Below are 18,554 nucleotides of genomic sequence, written 5' to 3'. Positions count from 1 at the left end.
CTGCAGTCAAACCGCGTCTGGCACCTTCTCCACGCCTTCCAGGCGCTCCGCTGCCGTTGCCGGCGCTTCCGCCCAGCGATACTGGCTGATGCTGCCATCCCAGTGTTCGATCAATGCCGTGCAGGACTCCACCCAGTCTCCGCAGTTGTGATAATCGATACCGTTGACCTCGCGGATTTCCGCGTGGTGGATATGCCCGCAGATCACACCCTGCATGTCTCGCTTGCGGCACTCATGAGCCAGGGCGTCCTCGAAGTCGCTGATGAAGTTGACCGCCTTCTTGACCCGGTGCTTCAGGTAACCGGACAGCGACCAGTAGCCATAGCCGCAGCGGGCGCGCCAGTAGTTGAGCCAGCGATTCAGGCGCAGGCTCAACTCGTAGGCATGGTCGCCGAGAAAGGCCAGCCAGCGGTGGCAACGGGTGATCACATCGAACTGGTCGCCGTGGATGACCAGCAGCCTGCGACCATCAGCGGTGACGTGCTCAGCCTCGTCGACCAGCAGGATGTTGCCGATGTTCAGCGTGGCGTAGCGACGCAGGAACTCGTCATGATTGCCGGTGACGTAGACCACCCGGGTGCCACGCTTGCTCATGGTGAGGATGCGGCGGATGACGTTGGTGTGCGACTGCGGCCAGTACATGCTCTTGCGCAGGCGCCAGCCATCGATGATGTCACCCACCAGATACAGTTGATCACACTCGTATTCCTTGAGAAAACCCGCCAGTTTCTCGGCCTGGCAATCGCGCGTGCCCAGGTGCACATCGGAAATCCAGATGGTACGCACTCGCTGCTTGCCGACCGCCGAGAAATCTTCCGCGTGAGTCATCTGTCGCTCCCCTTGCAGTATCTGCGGTCAAACTAGCCCTCGGGGGTGACCGGCTGATGACAGCAAGATGACAAGCTGATGACAGGTCATCGAGCGGGCCGGCGCGATAACACCAGGTACGATGAAACGTCAACAGACCCTGGCAGCCTCGTATACAATGTGCCGTCGATCCGCTCCTTGCTTATTAATCAGGCTTCGTCATGTTCAGATGCATTTCCCTGTTGCTGCTGGCCCTGCTCGCTCCGCTGTGCATGGCCCAGGACCACCTGGCCACCGAGCCGCGTACCGGGCTGGTACTATCCGGTGGCGGCGCCCGGGGCCTGGCGCATATCGGCGTACTCAAGCAGATCGAGAAGCTCGACATCCAGTTGCATGCGATCGCCGGCACCAGCATGGGAGCGGTGATCGGCGGCCTGTACGCCGCCGGCTACAGCGCCGACGAGTTGGAGCAGATCGCCCTGGAAATGGACTGGCCGGCCACGCTCAGCGACTCGCCGCTGCGCGAGGACATACCCTACCGGCGCAAGCAGGACGATCGCGACTTCCTGGTCAAGCAGCGGCTGTCGTTCAAGGACGGCAAGCTCAGCTTCCCGCTGGGCATACTGCAAGGGCAGAACCTGGGGCTGGCACTGGAAAGCCTGCTGGTGCATACCAATGACATCGATGACTTCGACCGCCTGCCGATTCCCTTCCGCGCCGTGGCCACCGACATCGCCACCGGCGATGCCGTGGTGTTCAAGAGCGGCCACCTGCCCCAGGCGATCCGCGCCAGTATCGGCCTGCCCGGCTTCTTCGCGCCGGTGATGGTCGATGGACGCATGCTGGTCGATGGCGTGCTGTCGAAGAACCTGCCGGTGGATGTGGCCCGGGAAATGGGCGTGGACCGGGTCATCGTGGTGGATATCGCCACCCCGCTCAAGCCGGCCGAGGATATGCACAGCATCCTCGACATCATGGACCAGACCACCACCCTGCTGACCCGCAACAATACCCAGGAGCAGTTGGCCACCCTGACCGAACAGGACATGTTGCTGCAGCCCGAACTGGGCGAGATCGCCTTCAGCAGTTTCGCCGAGGCCGAGCAGGCGATCGCCGCCGGCGAGCAGAGCCTGCTGCAGGCCGCCGAACTGAACGCCTTCGTCGAGCCGGTCAGCCCGCTGCAGCCAGGCGGCAACCTGGCGCGCAATCGCCCACATCGCCAGCCGATCATCCATGAGATCCGCGTGATCAACAGCGGCAAGGTCGCCGATGAGGTGGTGCGCAGCATGGTCCGCCAGGAACTCGGCGAGCCGTTGAATACCGGCCACCTGGCCAAGGACATGGGCACCATCTACGGCACCGACTACTTCAGCCAGGTGAACTATGAAATCCTCCATGAGGGCGAACACAACACCCTGTTGATCCGCACCCACGGCCGCGAGACCGGCACCGACTACCTGCGCCTGGGGTTGAACCTGGCGGACGATTTCGAGGGCGGCAGCCAGTTCACCATCGGCGCCAGCTTCCGCGTCAATGGCGTCAATCCGCTGGGCGCCGAATGGCTGACCCGCCTGCAACTGGGCGAGCACCAGCAGTTCTACAGCGAGTTCTACCAGCCGCTGGACTACGGCTCGCGCTATTTCGTGGCACCCTTCATCGACGCCGAGGCGCGCAACGTGGAGGTGATCCTGGACAACGACCCGGTCGCCGACTATCGCGTGCAACGCTACGGCGCCGGTATCAACGTCGGCCGGCAGATATCCAACAATGGCGAGGTACGCTTCGGACTGTCGCGCTACGACGGCAAGTCACGTATCCGCGTCGGCGACCCTGAGCAGCCGACCCTGCAGTTCGACGAGGCGTTCTATTCGCTGCAGATCGACCGCGACACCCAGGACAATGTCAACTTCCCCCGCTCCGGCGATACCGCGCGCATTCTCTGGCGCCAGTCCGAACCGGACCTGGGCGCCGACGAGCGCTACCAGCAACTGGAGATCCGCGCCAGCCGGGCCTTCGCCAGCGGGCCGCACAGCCTGCAACTGGGCGCCTTCATCGGGCGTACCGAGGATGATGTCGATGTGGCGCAGAGCAGCTTCATTCTCGGTGGCCTGGGCGAGTTCTCCGGCTTCCGTGAGAACGGTCTGGCCGGGCAGAACTACAATCTGGCGCGGGTGGTGTACTACCGCCGGCTGAATGCCAGCAGCATGCCGCTGACCATCCCGGTGTACCTGGGCGGGACCCTGGAATACGGGCGGGTCTACAACAAGGGCGACGATGCGCTGGATACAGGCTACATGACCGCCGGCAGCCTGCTACTGGGCATGGACACCTTCCTCGGCCCGCTGTTCCTCGGCATCGGCGCCAACCAGGAAGGCGAGCGCGCGGTGTACATGAACCTGGGGCAGACGTTCTGAGCAGCGGCAAATGACGGCAATAGCCGCTCTTCCTGTGGGAGAGGCGCCCCGCCGCGAAGCGGGCTGCCAGCCAGCACTGCCTTGCCGGCCAGTCCCCATCGCCGCGAGGCGCGGCTCCCACACCAACTGATGGGGCTGCGCCGCCTCTCAGCCACTGATCTCCAGCACCAGCGCCGCGCGGATGCAGTGCAGCACGCCCTCTTCCACCGGCTCGTCGAGTTCCTCGGCTACCGCACGCACGCCGGGCAGGTCGTCCTCGGCCTCGTTGAGAAACAGGTCCTGAATGCGCTCCAACTGCCCCGCTGGCAGATCGACCGCGTGGTGCAGTTCGATCTGCCCGGTGCTGATCGCCTGGGCCAGCTTCATGTACACCTGCCTGATCGGCGTGCCGGTCTGCGCCGCGATGTGCGCCGGCTCCATTCCGGCCAGCGCCAGCGCCTGCACTTCCTGGGCCGCATGCACCGGCGCGGCACCCGCCGCGTCGTCGCCCGCCAGCAATACCTGCAGGAAGTCGGCACCGTAGCGCTCCAGTTTATGCGCCCCGACACCACTGACCAGCGCCATGTCCTGCAGGGTGGTCGGGCGCTGGCGCAGCATATCGACCAGTGTCGAGTCGGCGAACACCACGTAGGGTGGCACGCCATGGGACTCGGCCAACCGCTTGCGCAGCGCCCGCAGGTTTTCCCACAGGGGCTTGTCGGCCTCGGCGATGACCGGCTTGTCGCCGGACTTGTGCGGCACCGCTGCCGAACGGGCGATATCCTTGCGCAGCGCCAGTGATTCCTCACCGCGCAGCAACGGTCGGCAGCTGTCGGACAGGCGCAGACTGCCGTAGCCGTCCAGGTCGATCTCCACCAGGCGGCGGGCAATCAGCTGGCGGAACACCGAGCGCCACTCCTGTTCACCCAGTTGCTCGCCGATGCCATAGGTCGACAGGTGCTGATGGCCAGCGCTGCGGATCTTCTCGTTGTCGCGGCCCAGCAGGATATCCACCAGATGCCCGACACCATAGCGCTGGCCGCTGCGATAGACAGTGGACAGCGCCATGCGCGCCGCCTCGCTGCCGTCCCAGGTAGCCACTGGTTCCCGGCAGTTGTCGCAATGCCCGCAGGGCTCATCCAGGGTGTCACCGAAATAGCCGAGCAGCGACTGGCGGCGGCAACTGGTGAGTTCGCACAGTGCCAGCATGGCGTCGAGCTTGTGCCGTTCGATGCGCTTGTGTCGCTCGTCGCCATCGGAGCCGGCCATGATCTGGTTGAGCAGCAGCACATCCTGCAGCCCGTAGGCCATCCAGGCATCGGCCGGCAGGCCGTCGCGCCCGGCACGACCGGTTTCCTGGTAATAGGCCTCGATGCTCTTGGGCAGGTCCAGATGCGCGACAAAACGCACGTTGGATTTGTCGATGCCCATGCCGAAGGCGATGGTCGCCACCATGATCAGGCCTTCCTCGTTGAGAAAGCGCTGCTGGTGCGTGGCACGCAGCTCGGGACTCAGTCCGGCATGGTAGGGCAAGGCCGGCCAGCCCTGGTCGCTGAGCCATTGCGCGGTATCCTCGACCTTCTTGCGCGACAGGCAGTAGACGATGCCGGCATTGCCGCGCTGGTCCTTGAGAAACGCCAGCAACTGCTGGCGCGGCCGGTCCTTGGGCACGATGCGATAGAAGATGTTCGGCCGGTCGAACCCGGAGACGAAGCGTTTGGCCTGTTCCAGCCCCAGGCGCTGGGCAATTTCCTCGCGGGTGCGCTCATCGGCGGTGGCCGTCAGCGCCATGCGCGGCACATCCGGGAACAGCTCGGCGAGCTGGCCCAGTTGCAGGTACTCGGGACGGAAGTCGTGCCCCCACTGGGATACGCAATGCGCCTCGTCGATGGCGAACAGGGCGATGTCCAGGCTCTGCAGGAACTGCAGGGTGCGCGGCTGCAGCAGGCGCTCGGGGGCCAGGTAGAGAAAGTCCAGGTCAGCGCGGCGCAGGCGCTCGGCAATCTCGCGCCGAGCCGACTCGTCCAGCGTGGAGTTCAGCGCCGCGGCACGCAGCCCCAGCTCGTTGAGCGTGGCCACCTGGTCATCCATCAGGGCGATCAGCGGCGAGACCACCACCGCCAGGCCGGGACGCAGCAAACCCGGAATCTGGTAGCACAGCGACTTGCCACCGCCGGTCGGCATCAGTACCAGGGCGTCACCGCCGGTAGCCACCTGATCGATGATGTCAGCCTGGTGCCCGCGAAACTCGCCGTAGCCGAAAATATCCCGCAGCTTCTGTAAGGCTTGCTCGCGCATGATTCTCCTTGCATGATTGCATTCGGGCAGCCGGTATCGGCCAGCACAAAAGGGGCAGATTATATCAGCCCTGGCGAGATTCGCCGTGATGTGCTGCCAGTATTGCCAATGCTTTGGCAAAAACCCGGCCAGGTGCGTACAATGCCGACCATTATCCATGATGAGGTGTAGCCATGTCCTTCGCCGACCAACTCGAGCGCCTGCAGCAGTTTCTCGATGCTGACGATCTGCACGATGAAGCTCTCGATTATCTTGCCGGGCATGGTTATCTGACTGCCCTGTCCATCAGCCCCGCCGAGGTGCCGGAGCAGGAATGGATGTTCGAACTGTTCGCCGAGGAGCCCAAGTACACCGATGACGCCCAGAAGGCCGATATCGAAGGTACCCTGCGCGACCTCAAGGCGCTGATCGAACGCATTCTGGCCAGCGACGAAGAGCTGGAGCCGCCGTGCGAGCTGACCCTGGGCGACGAGCCGGACCTGTCCGACCTGCGCAGCTGGTGCGTGGGCTTTCTCGAAGGCGTATTCCTGCGCGAGGAAGACTGGTTCAGCCAGGATGAGGAAACCGTCAGTGAGCTGCTGCTGCCGATCATGGTCGGCTCCGGCCTGTTCGAGGACCAGCCCGAGTTCGCCGAGATCGCCAAGGATGAGGAAATGGTCCAGGACATGCTCGATCACATCCCCGATGTGCTGACCCAGCTGTACCTGCTGTTCCAGGCCCCGGAAGAAAAAGCCCGTCCGGCACTGCTTGATCCGCGCCACTGAGGCTTGCCCCTGCATCCCCGCCTGCGCACACCGTCATCCTTCGCGCAGGCGGCAGCATTGCTCTCACCCCGTCATCCTTGCTCTCTACCTCGTCATCCTTGGCTCCCTACCTCGTCATCCTTCGCGAAGGCGAAGGATCCAGGGTGCCGGCTGGCTCACAGTGCCCGGTAGATCCTTCGCCTTCGCGAAGGATGACAGGTTTTGGGAAGGATGACGGATTCCGGGAGGGATGGCGGCTTAGGTGAACAGCATGACGGCTTGAGCAAACAGCTCTTTTTCAAGCGAGCTGCTCCCCCGCCTCCACCCAACGCCGCAGCAACGGCATGATGCTGTCCGCCGATTGATATCCCTGGGACAATAGCGCCAGCATGCCATTGCGCTCGGCGAGCAGGGTCGGAAAACCACTGATACCCAGATTGGCAGCCCAGGCGAAATCGGCGGCCACAGCAGTCTGCGCCGCCTCGGCGACGAACGCCCTGGCGAACCTGTCACGGTTGTAACCGGCCTGCTCCGCCAGATCAGCCAGCACCGGACATTGCGTCACATCCTGCGCCTGTGCATAGAAGGCCTGCTGGATATTCCTGACCATCTCCCAGGCCCGCGCGGCATCCAGCTCCCGGGCCACCACCAGCGCCCGGCATGCCGGCTCGGTGTTGTAGATAAATCCAGCCGGCAACGCATCGGGGGTCAGCAAAGGTTGGCCGGTATTGTTCCTGACCGCCTGCCAGTGCTCGGTCAGCGCCTGGCGTGCGGAGTCGGTCATCGGATCGGCGACCCCGGGTCGCAGCCCGCCAGCCACCAGATGCAGGGGCAACTGCGCAAAGGCCAACTGAATGGCATCGATGACCGGAGCGAAGCCCCAGCACCATGAACACATCGGGTCCATCACATAGATCAGGCGCTGGGACATATCGCGGTCTCTCGCTGTGGGTTATCTGGCGTTGGGCGTAGCCAGCTCCGGTGCCAGGCCGATAGGGTGTGGCTGGTTGCGCAGCTTGGCCAGTTCGATTTGCCGCTGGCGCTCCTCGGCCCGGCGGCGGGTCTTCTCCGGCAGGCTGGCATGGCAATGCGGGCAACTGATGCCCTGCTCGTACAGCGGCGAGGCCATGTCCTCGGCCGACACCGGATGACGACAGGCATGGCACTGGTCGAAGGAACCCGGTGCCAGGTCATGACGCACCGTCACCCGGTTATCGAATACGAAGCACTCGCCCTGCCACAGGCTCTGCTCGGCCGGCACCTCCTCGAAGTACTTCAGGATACCGCCCTTGAGGTGGTAGACCTCCTCGAAGCCTTCCTTGAGCATGAAGCTGGAAGCCTTCTCGCAGCGAATACCGCCAGTGCAGAACATGGCCACCTTCTTGTGCTTCTGCGGATCGTACTGCTGACGCACGTAGTCGGGGAACTCACGGAAGGACTTGGTCTGCGGGTCGATCGCGCCCTCGAAGGTGCCGATCGACACCTCATAATCATTGCGGGTATCAATCAGCAGCACTTCGGGATCGCTGATCAGCGCATTCCAGTCCCTGGGCTCGACATAGGTGCCGACCCGCTCGTTGGGGCTGATGCCCGGCACGCCGATGGTGACGATTTCCTTCTTCAGCTTGACCTTGGTGCGGTAGAACGGCATTTCCTCGCAGAGCGACTCTTTCCAGTCCAGGTCGCTCAGGCGTGGATCACGGCGCAACCACTCCAGCAATGCAGCGGTACCTTCGCGGCTGCCGGCGACCGTGCCATTGATGCCTTCCAGCGCCAGCAGCAGGGTACCCTTGACGCCATGCTCCATCATGGTGTCATGCAGCGGCTGGCGCAGGGCTTCGAAATCTTCCAGGGTGACGAACTTGTAGAGCGCCACGACAACGATATGGGACATGCACAACCTCTTGTTCAGTCAGCGCCCGCGTAAAGGGCGTACTTTCAGGGGTGGCAAGTCTAACAAAAAACGCCGGGGCAACGCACCGGCCGTCCCGACTCAGCGATCGGCCTTGCTGCCGCCCATGCAATCGGGGGAGTTCGGTGCCTGGCCGGTAGCTGCCCACTCCGCCGGCGAATAGGTATGCAGGGCCAGGGCATGGATCTGCTGCATCAGTTCACCCAGCACGCGGTACACCGCCTGGTGGCGCTTGACCGCATTCAGTCCGTCGAATTCCTGGCTGACGATGACCAGCTTGAAATGCGACTCCGAGCCGGGCGGCACGGCATGCATGTGGCTTTCGTTGAGCAGTTCCAGATGGATCGGAGCCAGGCTCTGCAGGGCCTGTTCCAGTGCGGATTGTGTAGTGCTCATGCGCATGTCTCCATGAAAAGTTGATTGATTGTAACCGAGCCTGGCCCTACTCCCTATTACCCGCCCTGCCTGTCTGCCGCGCCTCGACCTCAAGCTCCATCTCTTCCACCAGCTGCTCCAGCTGCGGGGCGAGGATCTGCTCGACCCGTTCGCGGGTGATCGCCATCGAGTCCTGGGTCAACTGCGGCAGGTGTTGCAGCAGCTTGCTGCCGGCCGGTGACTGGTAGAAGGCCGCCAACTGTTCGAACTCCTGTTCGGAAAACAGCGGCAGGTACAGATCGACCAGCTCCTCGCGTATCGCCTCCCAGCTCAACTGCGTATCCAGCAATGCCCTGGCGCGCTGGCGATAGTCACGCAGGATGGATTCATACTGCATGGAGCCGCCCATCTGGGCGAAACGCGCGGTCAGCAGTTGCTCGGTCTGGGAATAGATCGGCGCGGTCATGCCTTCGGCATTCGCCAGCTTGAGGAAGCGCTCGGCGCTGGCGCGGTGTGACGCTTGATCGGCATCGGCCAGCGGGGACAGGAGCAGGCAGGCCAGGCTCAGAACGGGCAGCAATCGCATGGACATTGAATCCGCTAAGTGAACAGACACCTATACTGGCAGGTCAGAGACTCATTCTCCAGCCACGGGAGCGATCATGAACACACGCATTGAATCGGACAGCATGGGCGACATCGAGGTGCCGGCGGACCGCTACTGGGGCGCCCAGACCCAGCGCTCGCTGCACCACTTCGCCATTGGCGAGGAGCGCATCCCTCTGGCGGTGGTGCATGCCCTGGCGTTGATCAAGAAAGCCGCGGCACTGACCAACCAGCAGCTAGACAACCTGCCGCCGGAGGTAGTGCAGCTGATCGCCCGGGCCGCGGACGAGGTCATCGCCGGCCAGCTCGACGGACACTTTCCGCTGTCGGTATGGCAGACCGGCAGTGGCACCCAGAGCAACATGAACATCAACGAGGTGATCGCCAACCGCGCCAACGAGTTGGCCGGCCAACCGCGCGGCAGCAAGGCGCCGGTCCATCCGAACGATCACGTCAACCGCGCGCAGAGTTCCAACGACACCTTTCCCAGCGCCATGCACGTGGCGGCGGCGACCCAGGTCCGGCAACAGCTGGTACCGGCAGTGCAGGCCCTGCGCGACAGCCTGGATGAGCAGGCCCGGCGGCATGCCGAGCTGATCAAGATCGGCCGCACCCACCTGATGGATGCCACGCCGGTGACCTTCGGTCAGGAGCTGTCAGCCTTCGTCGCGCAACTGGACATGGGCCTGCAGGCGCTGGAGCAGGCCCTGCCGGGGGTGTTCGCCCTGGCCCAGGGCGGCACCGCAGTCGGCACCGGACTGAACGCTCCGCCGCGTTTCGCCGGGCTGCTGGCCGAGCAGGTCGCCAGTCTCAGTGGCCTGCCCTTCACCAGTGCCGACAACAAGTTCGCCGCACTCAGCGGCCATGAACCTTTGGTACAGCTGCATGGCGCCTGCAAGCAATTGGCGGTGACCCTGATGAAGCTGGCCAACGACCTGCGCCTGCTCGGCAGCGGTCCGCGCGCGGGCTTTGCCGAGGTCCGGCTGCCGGCCAACGAGCCAGGCAGCTCGATCATGCCCGGCAAGGTCAATCCGACGCAGTGCGAGGCGCTGTCGATGATCGCCTGCCAGGTGCAGGGCAACGATGTCACCCTGGGCATGGCGGCCAGCTATGGTCAATTGCAATTGAATGTGTTCAAGCCGGTGATCATCCATACCCTGCTGCAATCGGTGCGGCTGCTCACCGATGGCTGCGACAGCTTCCGCCGGCACTGCGTGGAGGGTATGCAACCCGATGTCCAGCGCATGCGTGAACATCTGGACAACAGCCTGATGCTGGTCACCGCGTTGAACCCGGTGATCGGCTATGACAAGGCCGCCGAGATTGCCAAGAAGGCCTATGCCGAAGGCACATCGCTGCGCCAGGCAGCGCTGAGCCTCGGCTATCTGGACGAGCAGGCCTTCGACCAGGCGGTACGGCCGGAGGCGATGCTGTAACCGGCGGCTACTCCAACGGCGGGCTGATGGCCAGCCGCCGCAAGCGGCGGCTCTTGAGCTTCTGCAGCAGACTGGGCGCCAGGGCGATCAGTGCCGAACCGGAAACCACCAGCAACGCGCCGAGGTAGGCCAGGCTGTTGAGCAGCTCGGGCTTGATCACCGCCGGCCACAGCAGCGAACCCAGTGCCACCAGGGCGAAGGTGAACAGCGGCGTAGTCGCCACCGTCGCGCTGACCCGTGATGCCTCCCAGTGCACCAGCGCCTCGGCGAAGGCGCCGTAGGCCACCAGGGTGTTCAGGCAACAACCAAGCAGCAGCCACAACTGCAGTTGGCTGAGCTGCAGTATCTGGCCGGGCGTGGCCAGCGGCGTGATCAGCAAGGCGCAGGCCAGGTAGATCACCATCATGATGGTGACCGACGACCAGATGGTCAGCAGTTGCTTCTGCGCCAGGCCGTACAACGCCCAGGCGAACGCCGCGGCCAGGGTGATGAGGATACCCAGGGTGTAGTCGCTCAGCTGGGTGAACAGCTCCACCAGGCGCTGGTTGAAGAACAGCCCGAAACCGAGCAGCAGAGTCAGCAGACCGAGCAACTGGCCGATACCGAAGCGCTCCTTGAACACCAGCATGCTGCCGAGCATCAGCATGATCGGTGCGATCTGGATCATCAGCTGCATGGTGCCGGGGGTCAGCTTGTCCAGGGCCAGCACGTACAGCACATAGTTGAAGGCCAGTCCGAGCACCGATACCAGCAGCAGCCAGCGATTGCGCGTGGACAGTGCCCGAATCGATGGCAGCCGCCGGCGAGCCGACAACCACAATAGCAGCACCACGCCGGAGGACAGCATGCGGTACCAGGACACAGTGAAGGCATCCATGCCATTGAGCACTTCCTTGAGCATGATCGGCAACACGCCCCACAGGGAGGTGGTGGTCAATGCCAATAGAAATCCGTACAGCCAGCGACCGGATGCGACGTGCATGAGTATTCTCGAAATGCGGGGAGGGAGGTGAAGGGCTCTATTGTAGAGCCACGCAGCGGTACTGAACAGCAGTCGGGCCAGCATATCCCGTGGCAACTACGGCCAACAGACATGTAGCCAATCGTTCTAACAGGACGTCATACATGTTCTAGCATGGAGGAACAGGCCGGTAAATCGAATGTCACATGCATTGCGGTCAACCGGTTCGAACCCATACAATCGAATCAGCGCTCTATCCGACGCTGACCGCCGGGCAACTTACAAAGACGCCCGCACAGAAAAATAAAAGGTGGTACTTATGAAATTCGATATTCGGGCCAAATTGCCCAGTGTTGCCCTGGTCTTTCTCGCTACCTGGCTGTTGCTGATTCTGCCCAATATGGGGTGACGCCCGTTTCACGGTTACAATAGCCGGCTTCAGTATGCGCCGGAGATCCCGTGAAAACCTCACCATCCTTTGCAGAGTTGAGCTGGTCCGATGACGGACAGCCCTTTTCCACACACTTCGGCGATGTGTACTTCTCCCGTGAGTCGGGCCTGGACGAAACCCGCCATGTGTTCCTGCAGCACAATGAGCTGGACCAGCGTTGGGCCGCCCTGCCCCCCGGCGCCAGCTTCTGCATCGGCGAAACCGGCTTCGGCACCGGTCTGAATTTTCTCTGCGCCTGGCAGCGCTGGGAGCAACTGGCGCCAGCCGACGCCCGGCTGCATTTCATCAGCAGCGAAAAATACCCGCTGAGCAGCCAGGACATGCACCGCGCCCTGGCCCTGTGGCCGGAACTGCAGCCTTGGGCCGAGCAGTTGCTGGCGCAGTACAGCGACCTGGCGCCCGGCTGGCAGCAGTTTTCCCTGGCGGCGGGCCGGGTCACCCTGACCCTGCTGGTCGGTGACCTGCTGGACACCCTGCCGCAACTCGATGCACCAATCGACGCCTGGTTCCTCGATGGCTTCGCCCCGGCGAAGAATCCCGACATGTGGCAACCAGCGCTCTACCAGCAGATGGCCCGACTGTCCCGGGCCAGTGCCACGGTAGCCACCTTCACCAGCGTCGGCGATGTGCGCCGCGGACTGCAGGCCGCCGGCTTCGACATGCGCAAGGTCAAGGGCTATGGGCGCAAGCGCGAGATGCTCTGCGGGCGACTGCCGAGCCCGCCGCAAGCCACCTGGACACCGCCCTGGTATCAACGACCCGACACGCCATCAGGCGAGCGCAGCGCTCTGGTCGTCGGCTCCGGACTGGCCGGCTGCAGTACCGCCTTTGCCCTGGCCCGGCGTGGCTGGCAGGTCACCGTCATCGAGCGGCATGCCACGGCCGCCGCCGAGGCTTCCGGCAACACCCAGGGCATCCTGTATTGCAAACTGTCGCCACACCAGACGCCCTTGTCACGCTTCGTTCAGGCCAGCTACGCCTATTGCCTGCGCCTGCTGCATGACCTGCTGCCCCAGGGTGACGGTAACTGGGCAGCCTGCGGCGTGCTGCAATTGAGCACCGACGACAAGGAGCGCCAGCGGCAACTGGCGCTGGCCGACCAGGGCTACCCGCACAGCTTCCTGCACAGTGTCGATGTCGAACAGGCCAGTGCCCTGGCCGGCGTGGCTGTGCAGCAGCCTGGCCTGTTCTTTCCCGGCGCTGGCTGGGTCAACCCACCCAGCCTGTGCCGGGCGTTGCTGCAGCATCCCAACATCCGCCTGCTGACCAACAGCGATGCCCTGCAACTGCAGCAGCGCGACCAGCACTGGCACGCACTGGACGCCCGCGACCAAACCATCGCCAGCGCCAGCGTGGCAGTGATCTGCAGCGCCGCCGACAGCCAGCGCTTCGAACAGAGCAGTCAGCTGCCGCTCAAGGCGATTCGCGGGCAGATCACCGAACTGCCCGCCACCGCGCACAGCCGGCACCTGCGTACCGTGCTGTGCGCCGAGGGCTATATCTCGCCGGCGCGCCATGACCGGCACCACCTGGGAGCCAGCTTTCGTTTCGATCGACTGGATACCGAGCCCAGCGCCGAGGAAAACCTCAGCAACCTGGCGCTGCTGGACAAGCTGTCGCCGGCACTGGCCGTAGCCCTGCAGCCACAACAGGACCCGCAGGCACTGGCGGCACGCGCTGCGCTGCGCTGCACCTCGCCGGACTACCTGCCGCTGATCGGACCACTGGCCGATGCACAGGCCTTCGACAGCGACTATGCGGTACTGGGCAAGGACGCCTCGAAGCAACCACAGACCCCGACCCGCTGGTACCCGGGCCTGTACATCAATGCCGGGCATGGTTCACGCGGGCTGGTCAGTTGCCCGCTGAGCGGCGAGCTGATCGCCGCCTGGATCGGCGGGGAACCCCTGCCCCTGCCCCGCGATGTGGCCTGTGCGGTACACCCCAATCGCTTTCTGCTGCGCCAGTTGATCCGCGGGCGCTAGGGCCGATTGGCGTTTCAGCCGAACAGCGCCATACCACCGTCATACAGCAGCTTGCAGCCGGTGATGAACAGGAAGATGTAGCACAGCTGGTAGATCAGTTCCTGGTTGGTGCGCTGCAGCATCCAGAAGCCCAGGCGGATGCCGATGGGCGCCAGCGGCAATAGCACCAGGGCGGTCAGCAGGTTGCCACTGTCGAACTGGCCGAGCTGGATGTAGGCCGGGACCTTGGCCAGGTTCACCACCGCGAAGAAGACCGCGATGGTGCCCATCAGCAGCGTCTTGTCCAGCTTCTGCGGCAGCAGGTAGACGTTGATCGGTGGTCCGCCGGCATGGATGCCGAAACTGGTGAAACCCGCCACCATGCCCCAGAACCCACCGCGCCAGACGCTGACGCCGCGCACCGGCGGCTCGCCCCGGCGCAGCCAGATGTTCAGGGTAAAGGCGACGGCGATCACCCCGATCATCAGCTGGATATGCGCATCGCTCATCCAGCTGAAACTCAGCCAGGCCAGCAGCGTGCCGACCAGTGCCGCCGGCACTATGATGCGCAGGTTGGGCTTGCTCCAGCGGCCACGGAAGGTACGCAGCGCCACCAGGTCCATGGTGCACAGGATCGGCAGCAGAATGGTCGCCGCCTGTTGCGGCGGCATGACCAGTGACATCAGCGGCACCGAGAGAATGGCGATATTGCCGCCGAATCCACCCTTGGCGATGCCGTAGAGCAGGACCGCAGGGATGGCGCACAGATAGAACAGAGGATCGGTAATCATCGCAACCAGAGGGCGTATCGGAAAAACCGCCAGTGTATCATTGACCCATCATCACCTGACTGTCATCCGGGAAGTAGACCTCATGCTGATACCCCACACCCTGCTCGACCCCGAGACCTTCTTGCGCCTGCTGGAGGATTTCGTCACCCGCGATGGTACCGACAACGGTTATGACGCCAGCCTGGAACAGCGTGTCGAACGCCTGCGGCGTCTGATCGAGCGCGGCGAGGTGCTGATCGTGTTCCATCCCGAAAGCGGCGATACCAGCCTGGCTCACCGCCGCGATGTGCCGGCCGAGCTGCTGCAGGACGCCGGCACAGGACAGGATTGATGGCGCAGCTGCCCTGCTTCAGGGTGACGCACCGCGGCCAGGACGCTTGGAGGATCACCAGCGAAGGACTAATATAGGGGTCTTTACACCCCCTTGCGGGTCTGACGAGGTAAACGATGAAACTGCTCTCCCCCGTGATTTTTGCCGCCCTGCTGGCCAGCGCCGCCACAGCATCGGCCCAGACCGTCATCTGTACACCAGAAGAAGCCCTGAAGAAGGCCGAAGAAACCGCCGTGACCATCAACCGCATCGCTGCCGGTAACCCGGAGAAGGCAGCCCGCCTGCATGAGCAGCTCAAGGCACTGCAGGAGCGTGACCCCACCCAGAGCCATCATGGCGCCTGTGAAGCCTATGATCGCATCATCCATGAGCTTGAAGAGAAGAATGCCGCTGGCGGCATCTGAGCGGCATCAGCACCGAGCGGCTTCCCGGTGAACCGGGCAAGCCGCTGAGTGAAACAGCTACCCCTCACCCGATCAGCGTTCTCCCGGCCAGCGCATGGGCCAGGGTCCCCCCATCGATGAATTCCAGCTCGCCCCCCAGCGGTACACCATGGGCGATGCGTGACACCCTGATACCCTGTGGCTTGAGCAGACTGGCGATGTAGTGCGCGGTGGCCTCGCCCTCGACGGTCGGGTTGGTCGCCAGGATCACCTCATCCACCGCACTGTCCTCGACCCGTTCGAGCAGGGCGGGAATGCCGATCTCCTCCGGGCCCAGTCCATCGATGGGCGACAGATGGCCCTTGAGCACGAAGTAGCGGCCACGAAAACTGCCGGCCATCTCCACTGCCCAGACATCCGCCGGGCTCTGCAGTACACACAGCAGGCTGTCATCGCGGCGCGGGTCGGCGCACAGCTCACACACCTCACTCTCGCTGAGGGTCCGGCAGCGGCTGCAATAGCCTACCCCGTCCATCGCCGACTCCAGCGCATGGGCCAGGCGCCGGCCCGCCTCGCGGTCACGTTCGAGCAGGTTCAGGGCCATGCGCTGGGCGGTTTTCGGCCCGACACCGGGCAGGCCACGCAGCGCATCGATCAATTGGCGAATCAGCGGACTGAAACTCATACCGATATGGGCGCTCTGCTCAGAAGGGCATCTTGAAACCGTCGGGCAGATTCATCCCCGCGGTCATGCCGGCCATTTTCTCCTGATTGTGCTTTTCCAGCTTGCGCACCGCATCGTTGATGGCGGCGGCGATCAGGTCTTCCAGCACATCCTTGTCCTCGCTCATCAGGCTGTCGTCGATGTTGACCCGGCGCACATCGTGGCGCCCGGTCATGACCACCGACACCAGGCCGGCACCGGACTGACCGGTGACCTCGGCATTGGCCAGTTCTTCCTGCATCTTCTGCATCTTTTCCTGCATTTGCTGGGCCTGCTTCATCAGGCCTGCCATGCCACCTTTCATCATGGTTCTATCCTCGAAAAGTTATTCAAGCGTCTACCGGGCGGATACTGTCTGCACAGATCTGCGCCGCGAAATCAGTGATCAGAGCCTGCACCAGGGGGTCGCCCTGGATGCTGGCCTCGGCTTCCTTCTGCCGTGCCACACGCCGCCGTGCAGCGGCCACGGCCGGTGTCTCCTGGTCGGGGGCCTGCACCACCACCTCGAGCGTCAGCGCCTGGCCCTCCAGCTCGACGATGGCATTCTGCAGACGCAGGCGGTGGTTTTCGTTGTACAGCGCGCTGTGTCCGGGGTCCAGGTGCAACCGCCAGATGGCATTGTCATTGCTGACCAGTTGGCAGTGGGCGGCGATACTCTGGGTCAGACCGGCCACCCCCAGGCGCGGATAAATTTCCAGCCAGTACGCCGCCAGGCCGGTAGCCGGCGGCAGGTCACTGACCTCGTCCTGCTCGGCCACTATCGACTCGGCGGCAATCTCCTCTGCCGGTTGCCAGTCACCCAGGTACTGCTCAACATCCAGTTCGTCATCGCCGGTATCCGGGTCGAAGCTGTCGTCCGGCGGCGGCCCCTGCAGCCACTCTGGTGGCTCGTCTGCGGCGGGGTCCTGGGGTGGTTTGACCGGCGTAGCCGAGCGCAGCGGCTGCACCGAGGCCGGCGCGGAAACCGCTTCCGGAGCCTCGACGACCGCTGCTGGCCGCGCCGCTGGCTCAGGAGCCGGCGGCGGCTGGGTATCGACGGCAGCAGGCACGGACGGGGCTGGTATGGCCGCGGGCTGCGGCGCACTGGCGACAATGGCGGGCTCGGCGGCAGGCGATGCCTGCGTTGCCGGCCGCTCTGCCGCGGAATCAGCCCTGGCCTGGCTGATCCCGGTGGGCTTTCCCGGGTCGCTGTCCGCTACCGGTGGGGTTATCGGCGTGGCCTGCGGTGGCTGCTGCACGCTGCCGGGCGGAGCGGCGTTGCCGCTGTGCTGCAGCGTACCGGGACGGAATGCCAGCATGCGCAACAGCGCCATTTCAAAGCCACCACGCGGGTCCGGTGCCAGCGGCAGATCACGACGACCGTGCAGCGCCAGTTGATAGAACAGCTGGACATCCTCGGCGCTGATGCGCCCGGCCAGCTCCAGCACCCGTTGCTGATCACCGAGACTGTTGTCCGCCGCCTCCGGCAATACCTGGGCAATGGCCACCCGCTGCAGGGTGGAGATCAGCTCGGCGAGCACACCGGCAAAATCGGCGCCCTGCTCCGCCAGTTCGGCCACCGCCGCCAGTAGCGCCCGGGCGTCGCCGGCAGCCAGACCATTGAGCAGGCCGAACACCTGGCCGTGATCGATGGTACCGAGCATGCTGCGCACGTCCGGCGCCTTCAGCTCGCCATTGCCGAAGGCAATGGCCTGGTCGGTCAGGCTCAGGCCATCGCGCATGGAACCATCGGCGGCCCGACCGAGCAGCCACAGCGACTCCTCGTCGAAGGGTACCTGCTCTTCGGCCAGCACATGGCGCAGGTGCTCGACGACCTTTTCCGGCAGCATGTTCTTCAACGAGAACTGCAGGCAGCGCGACAATATGGTGACCGGCAGCTTCTGCGGGTCGGTAGTCGCCAGCAGGAACTTCACATGCGCCGGCGGCTCCTCCAGGGTCTTGAGCAGGGCATTGAAACTGTGGCTGGAGAGCATGTGCACTTCGTCGATCAGGTAGACCTTGAAGCGCCCACGAGTTGGCGCGTACTGCACGTTGTCCAGCAGCTCGCGGGTATCTTCGACCTTGGTACGGCTGGCCGCATCGACCTCGATCAGGTCGACGAAACGCCCTTCATCGATTTCCCGGCAGGCCGAACAGACGCCGCACGGCTCCGAACTGACGCCCGCCTCGCAATTCAGGCATTTAGCCAGAATCCGCGCAATGGTGGTCTTGCCGACGCCCCGGGTGCCGGTGAACAGATAGGCATGGTGCAGACGATTGTGATCCAGTGCATTGATCAGGGCCTGCAACACGTGGGTCTGGCCGACCATCTCACGAAACAGGCGCGGACGCCATTTGCGGGCTAATACCTGGTAACTCATCGGGGGCTGCTGTCCGGTG

17 protein-coding genes are annotated in these 18,554 nt (G+C 64.0%); 6 read left to right on the top strand and 11 right to left on the bottom strand.

Translation table 11 applies throughout. The features are described from left to right. Window positions 1-6: 6 nt before the first annotated feature. A complete protein-coding gene (locus H6X51_RS00925) occupies window positions 7-828 on the bottom strand; it encodes a UDP-2,3-diacylglucosamine diphosphatase (protein WP_185265635.1) in 822 nt (273 codons plus the stop codon). A 200-nt stretch (window positions 829-1,028) separates the two neighbouring features. Between H6X51_RS00925 and H6X51_RS00920 the strand changes: the two genes are divergently transcribed. Beyond that, the gene (locus H6X51_RS00920) at window positions 1,029-3,221 is read left to right on the top strand and encodes a patatin-like phospholipase family protein (RefSeq protein ID WP_185265634.1); all 2,193 of its coding nucleotides are present in this window, start codon (window positions 1,029-1,031) and stop codon (window positions 3,219-3,221) included. 147 nt (window positions 3,222-3,368) lie between these two features. On the opposite strand, the gene recQ is transcribed toward H6X51_RS00920, so the two are convergent. Further along, window positions 3,369-5,498, bottom strand: a complete 2,130-nt coding sequence (recQ, locus tag H6X51_RS00915; protein WP_185265633.1) for a DNA helicase RecQ — start codon at window positions 5,496-5,498, stop codon at window positions 3,369-3,371. Between the two features lie 173 nt (window positions 5,499-5,671). Here recQ and H6X51_RS00905 point away from each other — a divergent pair, with 173 nt between their 5' ends. Continuing rightward, a complete protein-coding gene (locus H6X51_RS00905; RefSeq protein ID WP_185265631.1) occupies window positions 5,672-6,262 on the top strand; it encodes a UPF0149 family protein in 591 nt (196 codons plus the stop codon). 277 nt (window positions 6,263-6,539) lie between these two features. On the opposite strand, the gene H6X51_RS00900 is transcribed toward H6X51_RS00905, so the two are convergent. From H6X51_RS00900 to H6X51_RS00885, 4 genes are all read right to left on the bottom strand, one after another. Beyond that, window positions 6,540-7,172, bottom strand: coding sequence for a DsbA family protein (locus tag H6X51_RS00900; RefSeq protein WP_185265630.1), 633 nt, complete (start codon window positions 7,170-7,172; stop codon window positions 6,540-6,542). Between the two features lie 21 nt (window positions 7,173-7,193). Next, the gene (gene trhO, locus H6X51_RS00895) at window positions 7,194-8,135 is read right to left on the bottom strand and encodes an oxygen-dependent tRNA uridine(34) hydroxylase TrhO (RefSeq protein WP_185265629.1); all 942 of its coding nucleotides are present in this window, start codon (window positions 8,133-8,135) and stop codon (window positions 7,194-7,196) included. 99 nt (window positions 8,136-8,234) lie between these two features. Further along, window positions 8,235-8,549 carry a BolA family protein gene (locus tag H6X51_RS00890; RefSeq protein ID WP_185265628.1) on the bottom strand — a complete coding sequence of 105 codons (315 nt, stop codon included), beginning with the start codon at window positions 8,547-8,549 and terminating at the stop codon, window positions 8,235-8,237. Between the two features lie 46 nt (window positions 8,550-8,595). Beyond that, window positions 8,596-9,114 (bottom strand): DUF2059 domain-containing protein, encoded by a 519-nt coding sequence (locus H6X51_RS00885; RefSeq protein ID WP_185265627.1) that lies wholly within the window; start codon window positions 9,112-9,114, stop codon window positions 8,596-8,598. 76 nt (window positions 9,115-9,190) lie between these two features. Between H6X51_RS00885 and fumC the strand changes: the two genes are divergently transcribed. After that, window positions 9,191-10,570, top strand: coding sequence for a class II fumarate hydratase (gene fumC / locus H6X51_RS00880; protein ID WP_185265626.1), 1,380 nt, complete (start codon window positions 9,191-9,193; stop codon window positions 10,568-10,570). A gap of 7 nt (window positions 10,571-10,577) precedes the next feature. On the opposite strand, the gene H6X51_RS00875 is transcribed toward fumC, so the two are convergent. Beyond that, window positions 10,578-11,552 carry a DMT family transporter gene (locus tag H6X51_RS00875; RefSeq protein WP_185265625.1) on the bottom strand — a complete coding sequence of 325 codons (975 nt, stop codon included), beginning with the start codon at window positions 11,550-11,552 and terminating at the stop codon, window positions 10,578-10,580. Between the two features lie 438 nt (window positions 11,553-11,990). Here H6X51_RS00875 and mnmC point away from each other — a divergent pair, with 438 nt between their 5' ends. Continuing rightward, entirely contained in the window at window positions 11,991-13,967 is a 1,977-nt protein-coding gene (gene mnmC, locus H6X51_RS00870) for a bifunctional tRNA (5-methylaminomethyl-2-thiouridine)(34)-methyltransferase MnmD/FAD-dependent 5-carboxymethylaminomethyl-2-thiouridine(34) oxidoreductase MnmC (protein ID WP_185265624.1), read from the top strand. Between the two features lie 14 nt (window positions 13,968-13,981). Here mnmC and H6X51_RS00865 read toward each other — a convergent pair whose 3' ends face one another. Next, window positions 13,982-14,737 (bottom strand): sulfite exporter TauE/SafE family protein, encoded by a 756-nt coding sequence (locus H6X51_RS00865; RefSeq protein ID WP_185265623.1) that lies wholly within the window; start codon window positions 14,735-14,737, stop codon window positions 13,982-13,984. A gap of 82 nt (window positions 14,738-14,819) precedes the next feature. Between H6X51_RS00865 and H6X51_RS00860 the strand changes: the two genes are divergently transcribed. After that, entirely contained in the window at window positions 14,820-15,068 is a 249-nt protein-coding gene (locus H6X51_RS00860; protein ID WP_185265622.1) for a YheU family protein, read from the top strand. Window positions 15,069-15,184: 116 nt separating this feature from the next. Continuing rightward, entirely contained in the window at window positions 15,185-15,472 is a 288-nt protein-coding gene (locus H6X51_RS00855) for a hypothetical protein (RefSeq protein WP_185265621.1), read from the top strand. A 64-nt stretch (window positions 15,473-15,536) separates the two neighbouring features. Here H6X51_RS00855 and recR read toward each other — a convergent pair whose 3' ends face one another. Genes recR through dnaX form a run of 3 tightly spaced genes read right to left on the bottom strand, consistent with a single transcriptional unit; the run spans window position 15,537 to window position 18,535 of the window. Then, window positions 15,537-16,136, bottom strand: a complete 600-nt coding sequence (gene recR, locus H6X51_RS00850) for a recombination mediator RecR (protein ID WP_185265620.1) — start codon at window positions 16,134-16,136, stop codon at window positions 15,537-15,539. A 19-nt stretch (window positions 16,137-16,155) separates the two neighbouring features. After that, window positions 16,156-16,482, bottom strand: a complete 327-nt coding sequence (locus H6X51_RS00845) for a YbaB/EbfC family nucleoid-associated protein (RefSeq protein ID WP_185265619.1) — start codon at window positions 16,480-16,482, stop codon at window positions 16,156-16,158. Between the two features lie 22 nt (window positions 16,483-16,504). Then, a complete protein-coding gene (gene dnaX, locus H6X51_RS00840; RefSeq protein ID WP_185265618.1) occupies window positions 16,505-18,535 on the bottom strand; it encodes a DNA polymerase III subunit gamma/tau in 2,031 nt (676 codons plus the stop codon). Window positions 18,536-18,554: the final 19 nt, after the last annotated feature.

The organism is Halopseudomonas xiamenensis (assembly GCF_014219065.1).
Lineage (GTDB): Bacteria > Pseudomonadota > Gammaproteobacteria > Pseudomonadales > Pseudomonadaceae > Halopseudomonas > Halopseudomonas xiamenensis.
Note: the sequence above shows the minus strand (reverse complement) of the source record. Positions and strands in the feature narration are given on the sequence as shown.

Excerpts from the sequence above, each read along its gene's own strand:
- H6X51_RS00925 (WP_185265635.1), bottom strand. The coding sequence starts at position 828 with ATGACTCACGCGGAAGATTTCTCGGCGGTCGGCAAGCAGCGAGTGCGT.
- H6X51_RS00920 (WP_185265634.1), top strand. The coding sequence starts at position 1,029 with ATGTTCAGATGCATTTCCCTGTTGCTGCTGGCCCTGCTCGCTCCGCTG.
- recQ (WP_185265633.1), bottom strand. The coding sequence starts at position 5,498 with ATGCGCGAGCAAGCCTTACAGAAGCTGCGGGATATTTTCGGCTACGGC.
- H6X51_RS00905 (WP_185265631.1), top strand. The coding sequence starts at position 5,672 with ATGTCCTTCGCCGACCAACTCGAGCGCCTGCAGCAGTTTCTCGATGCT.
- H6X51_RS00900 (WP_185265630.1), bottom strand. The coding sequence starts at position 7,172 with ATGTCCCAGCGCCTGATCTATGTGATGGACCCGATGTGTTCATGGTGC.
- trhO (WP_185265629.1), bottom strand. The coding sequence starts at position 8,135 with ATGTCCCATATCGTTGTCGTGGCGCTCTACAAGTTCGTCACCCTGGAA.
- H6X51_RS00890 (WP_185265628.1), bottom strand. The coding sequence starts at position 8,549 with ATGAGCACTACACAATCCGCACTGGAACAGGCCCTGCAGAGCCTGGCT.
- H6X51_RS00885 (WP_185265627.1), bottom strand. The coding sequence starts at position 9,114 with ATGCGATTGCTGCCCGTTCTGAGCCTGGCCTGCCTGCTCCTGTCCCCG.
- fumC (WP_185265626.1), top strand. The coding sequence starts at position 9,191 with ATGAACACACGCATTGAATCGGACAGCATGGGCGACATCGAGGTGCCG.
- H6X51_RS00875 (WP_185265625.1), bottom strand. The coding sequence starts at position 11,552 with ATGCACGTCGCATCCGGTCGCTGGCTGTACGGATTTCTATTGGCATTG.
- H6X51_RS00865 (WP_185265623.1), bottom strand. The coding sequence starts at position 14,737 with ATGATTACCGATCCTCTGTTCTATCTGTGCGCCATCCCTGCGGTCCTG.
- H6X51_RS00860 (WP_185265622.1), top strand. The coding sequence starts at position 14,820 with ATGCTGATACCCCACACCCTGCTCGACCCCGAGACCTTCTTGCGCCTG.
- H6X51_RS00855 (WP_185265621.1), top strand. The coding sequence starts at position 15,185 with ATGAAACTGCTCTCCCCCGTGATTTTTGCCGCCCTGCTGGCCAGCGCC.
- recR (WP_185265620.1), bottom strand. The coding sequence starts at position 16,136 with ATGAGTTTCAGTCCGCTGATTCGCCAATTGATCGATGCGCTGCGTGGC.
- H6X51_RS00845 (WP_185265619.1), bottom strand. The coding sequence starts at position 16,482 with ATGATGAAAGGTGGCATGGCAGGCCTGATGAAGCAGGCCCAGCAAATG.
- dnaX (WP_185265618.1), bottom strand. The coding sequence starts at position 18,535 with ATGAGTTACCAGGTATTAGCCCGCAAATGGCGTCCGCGCCTGTTTCGT.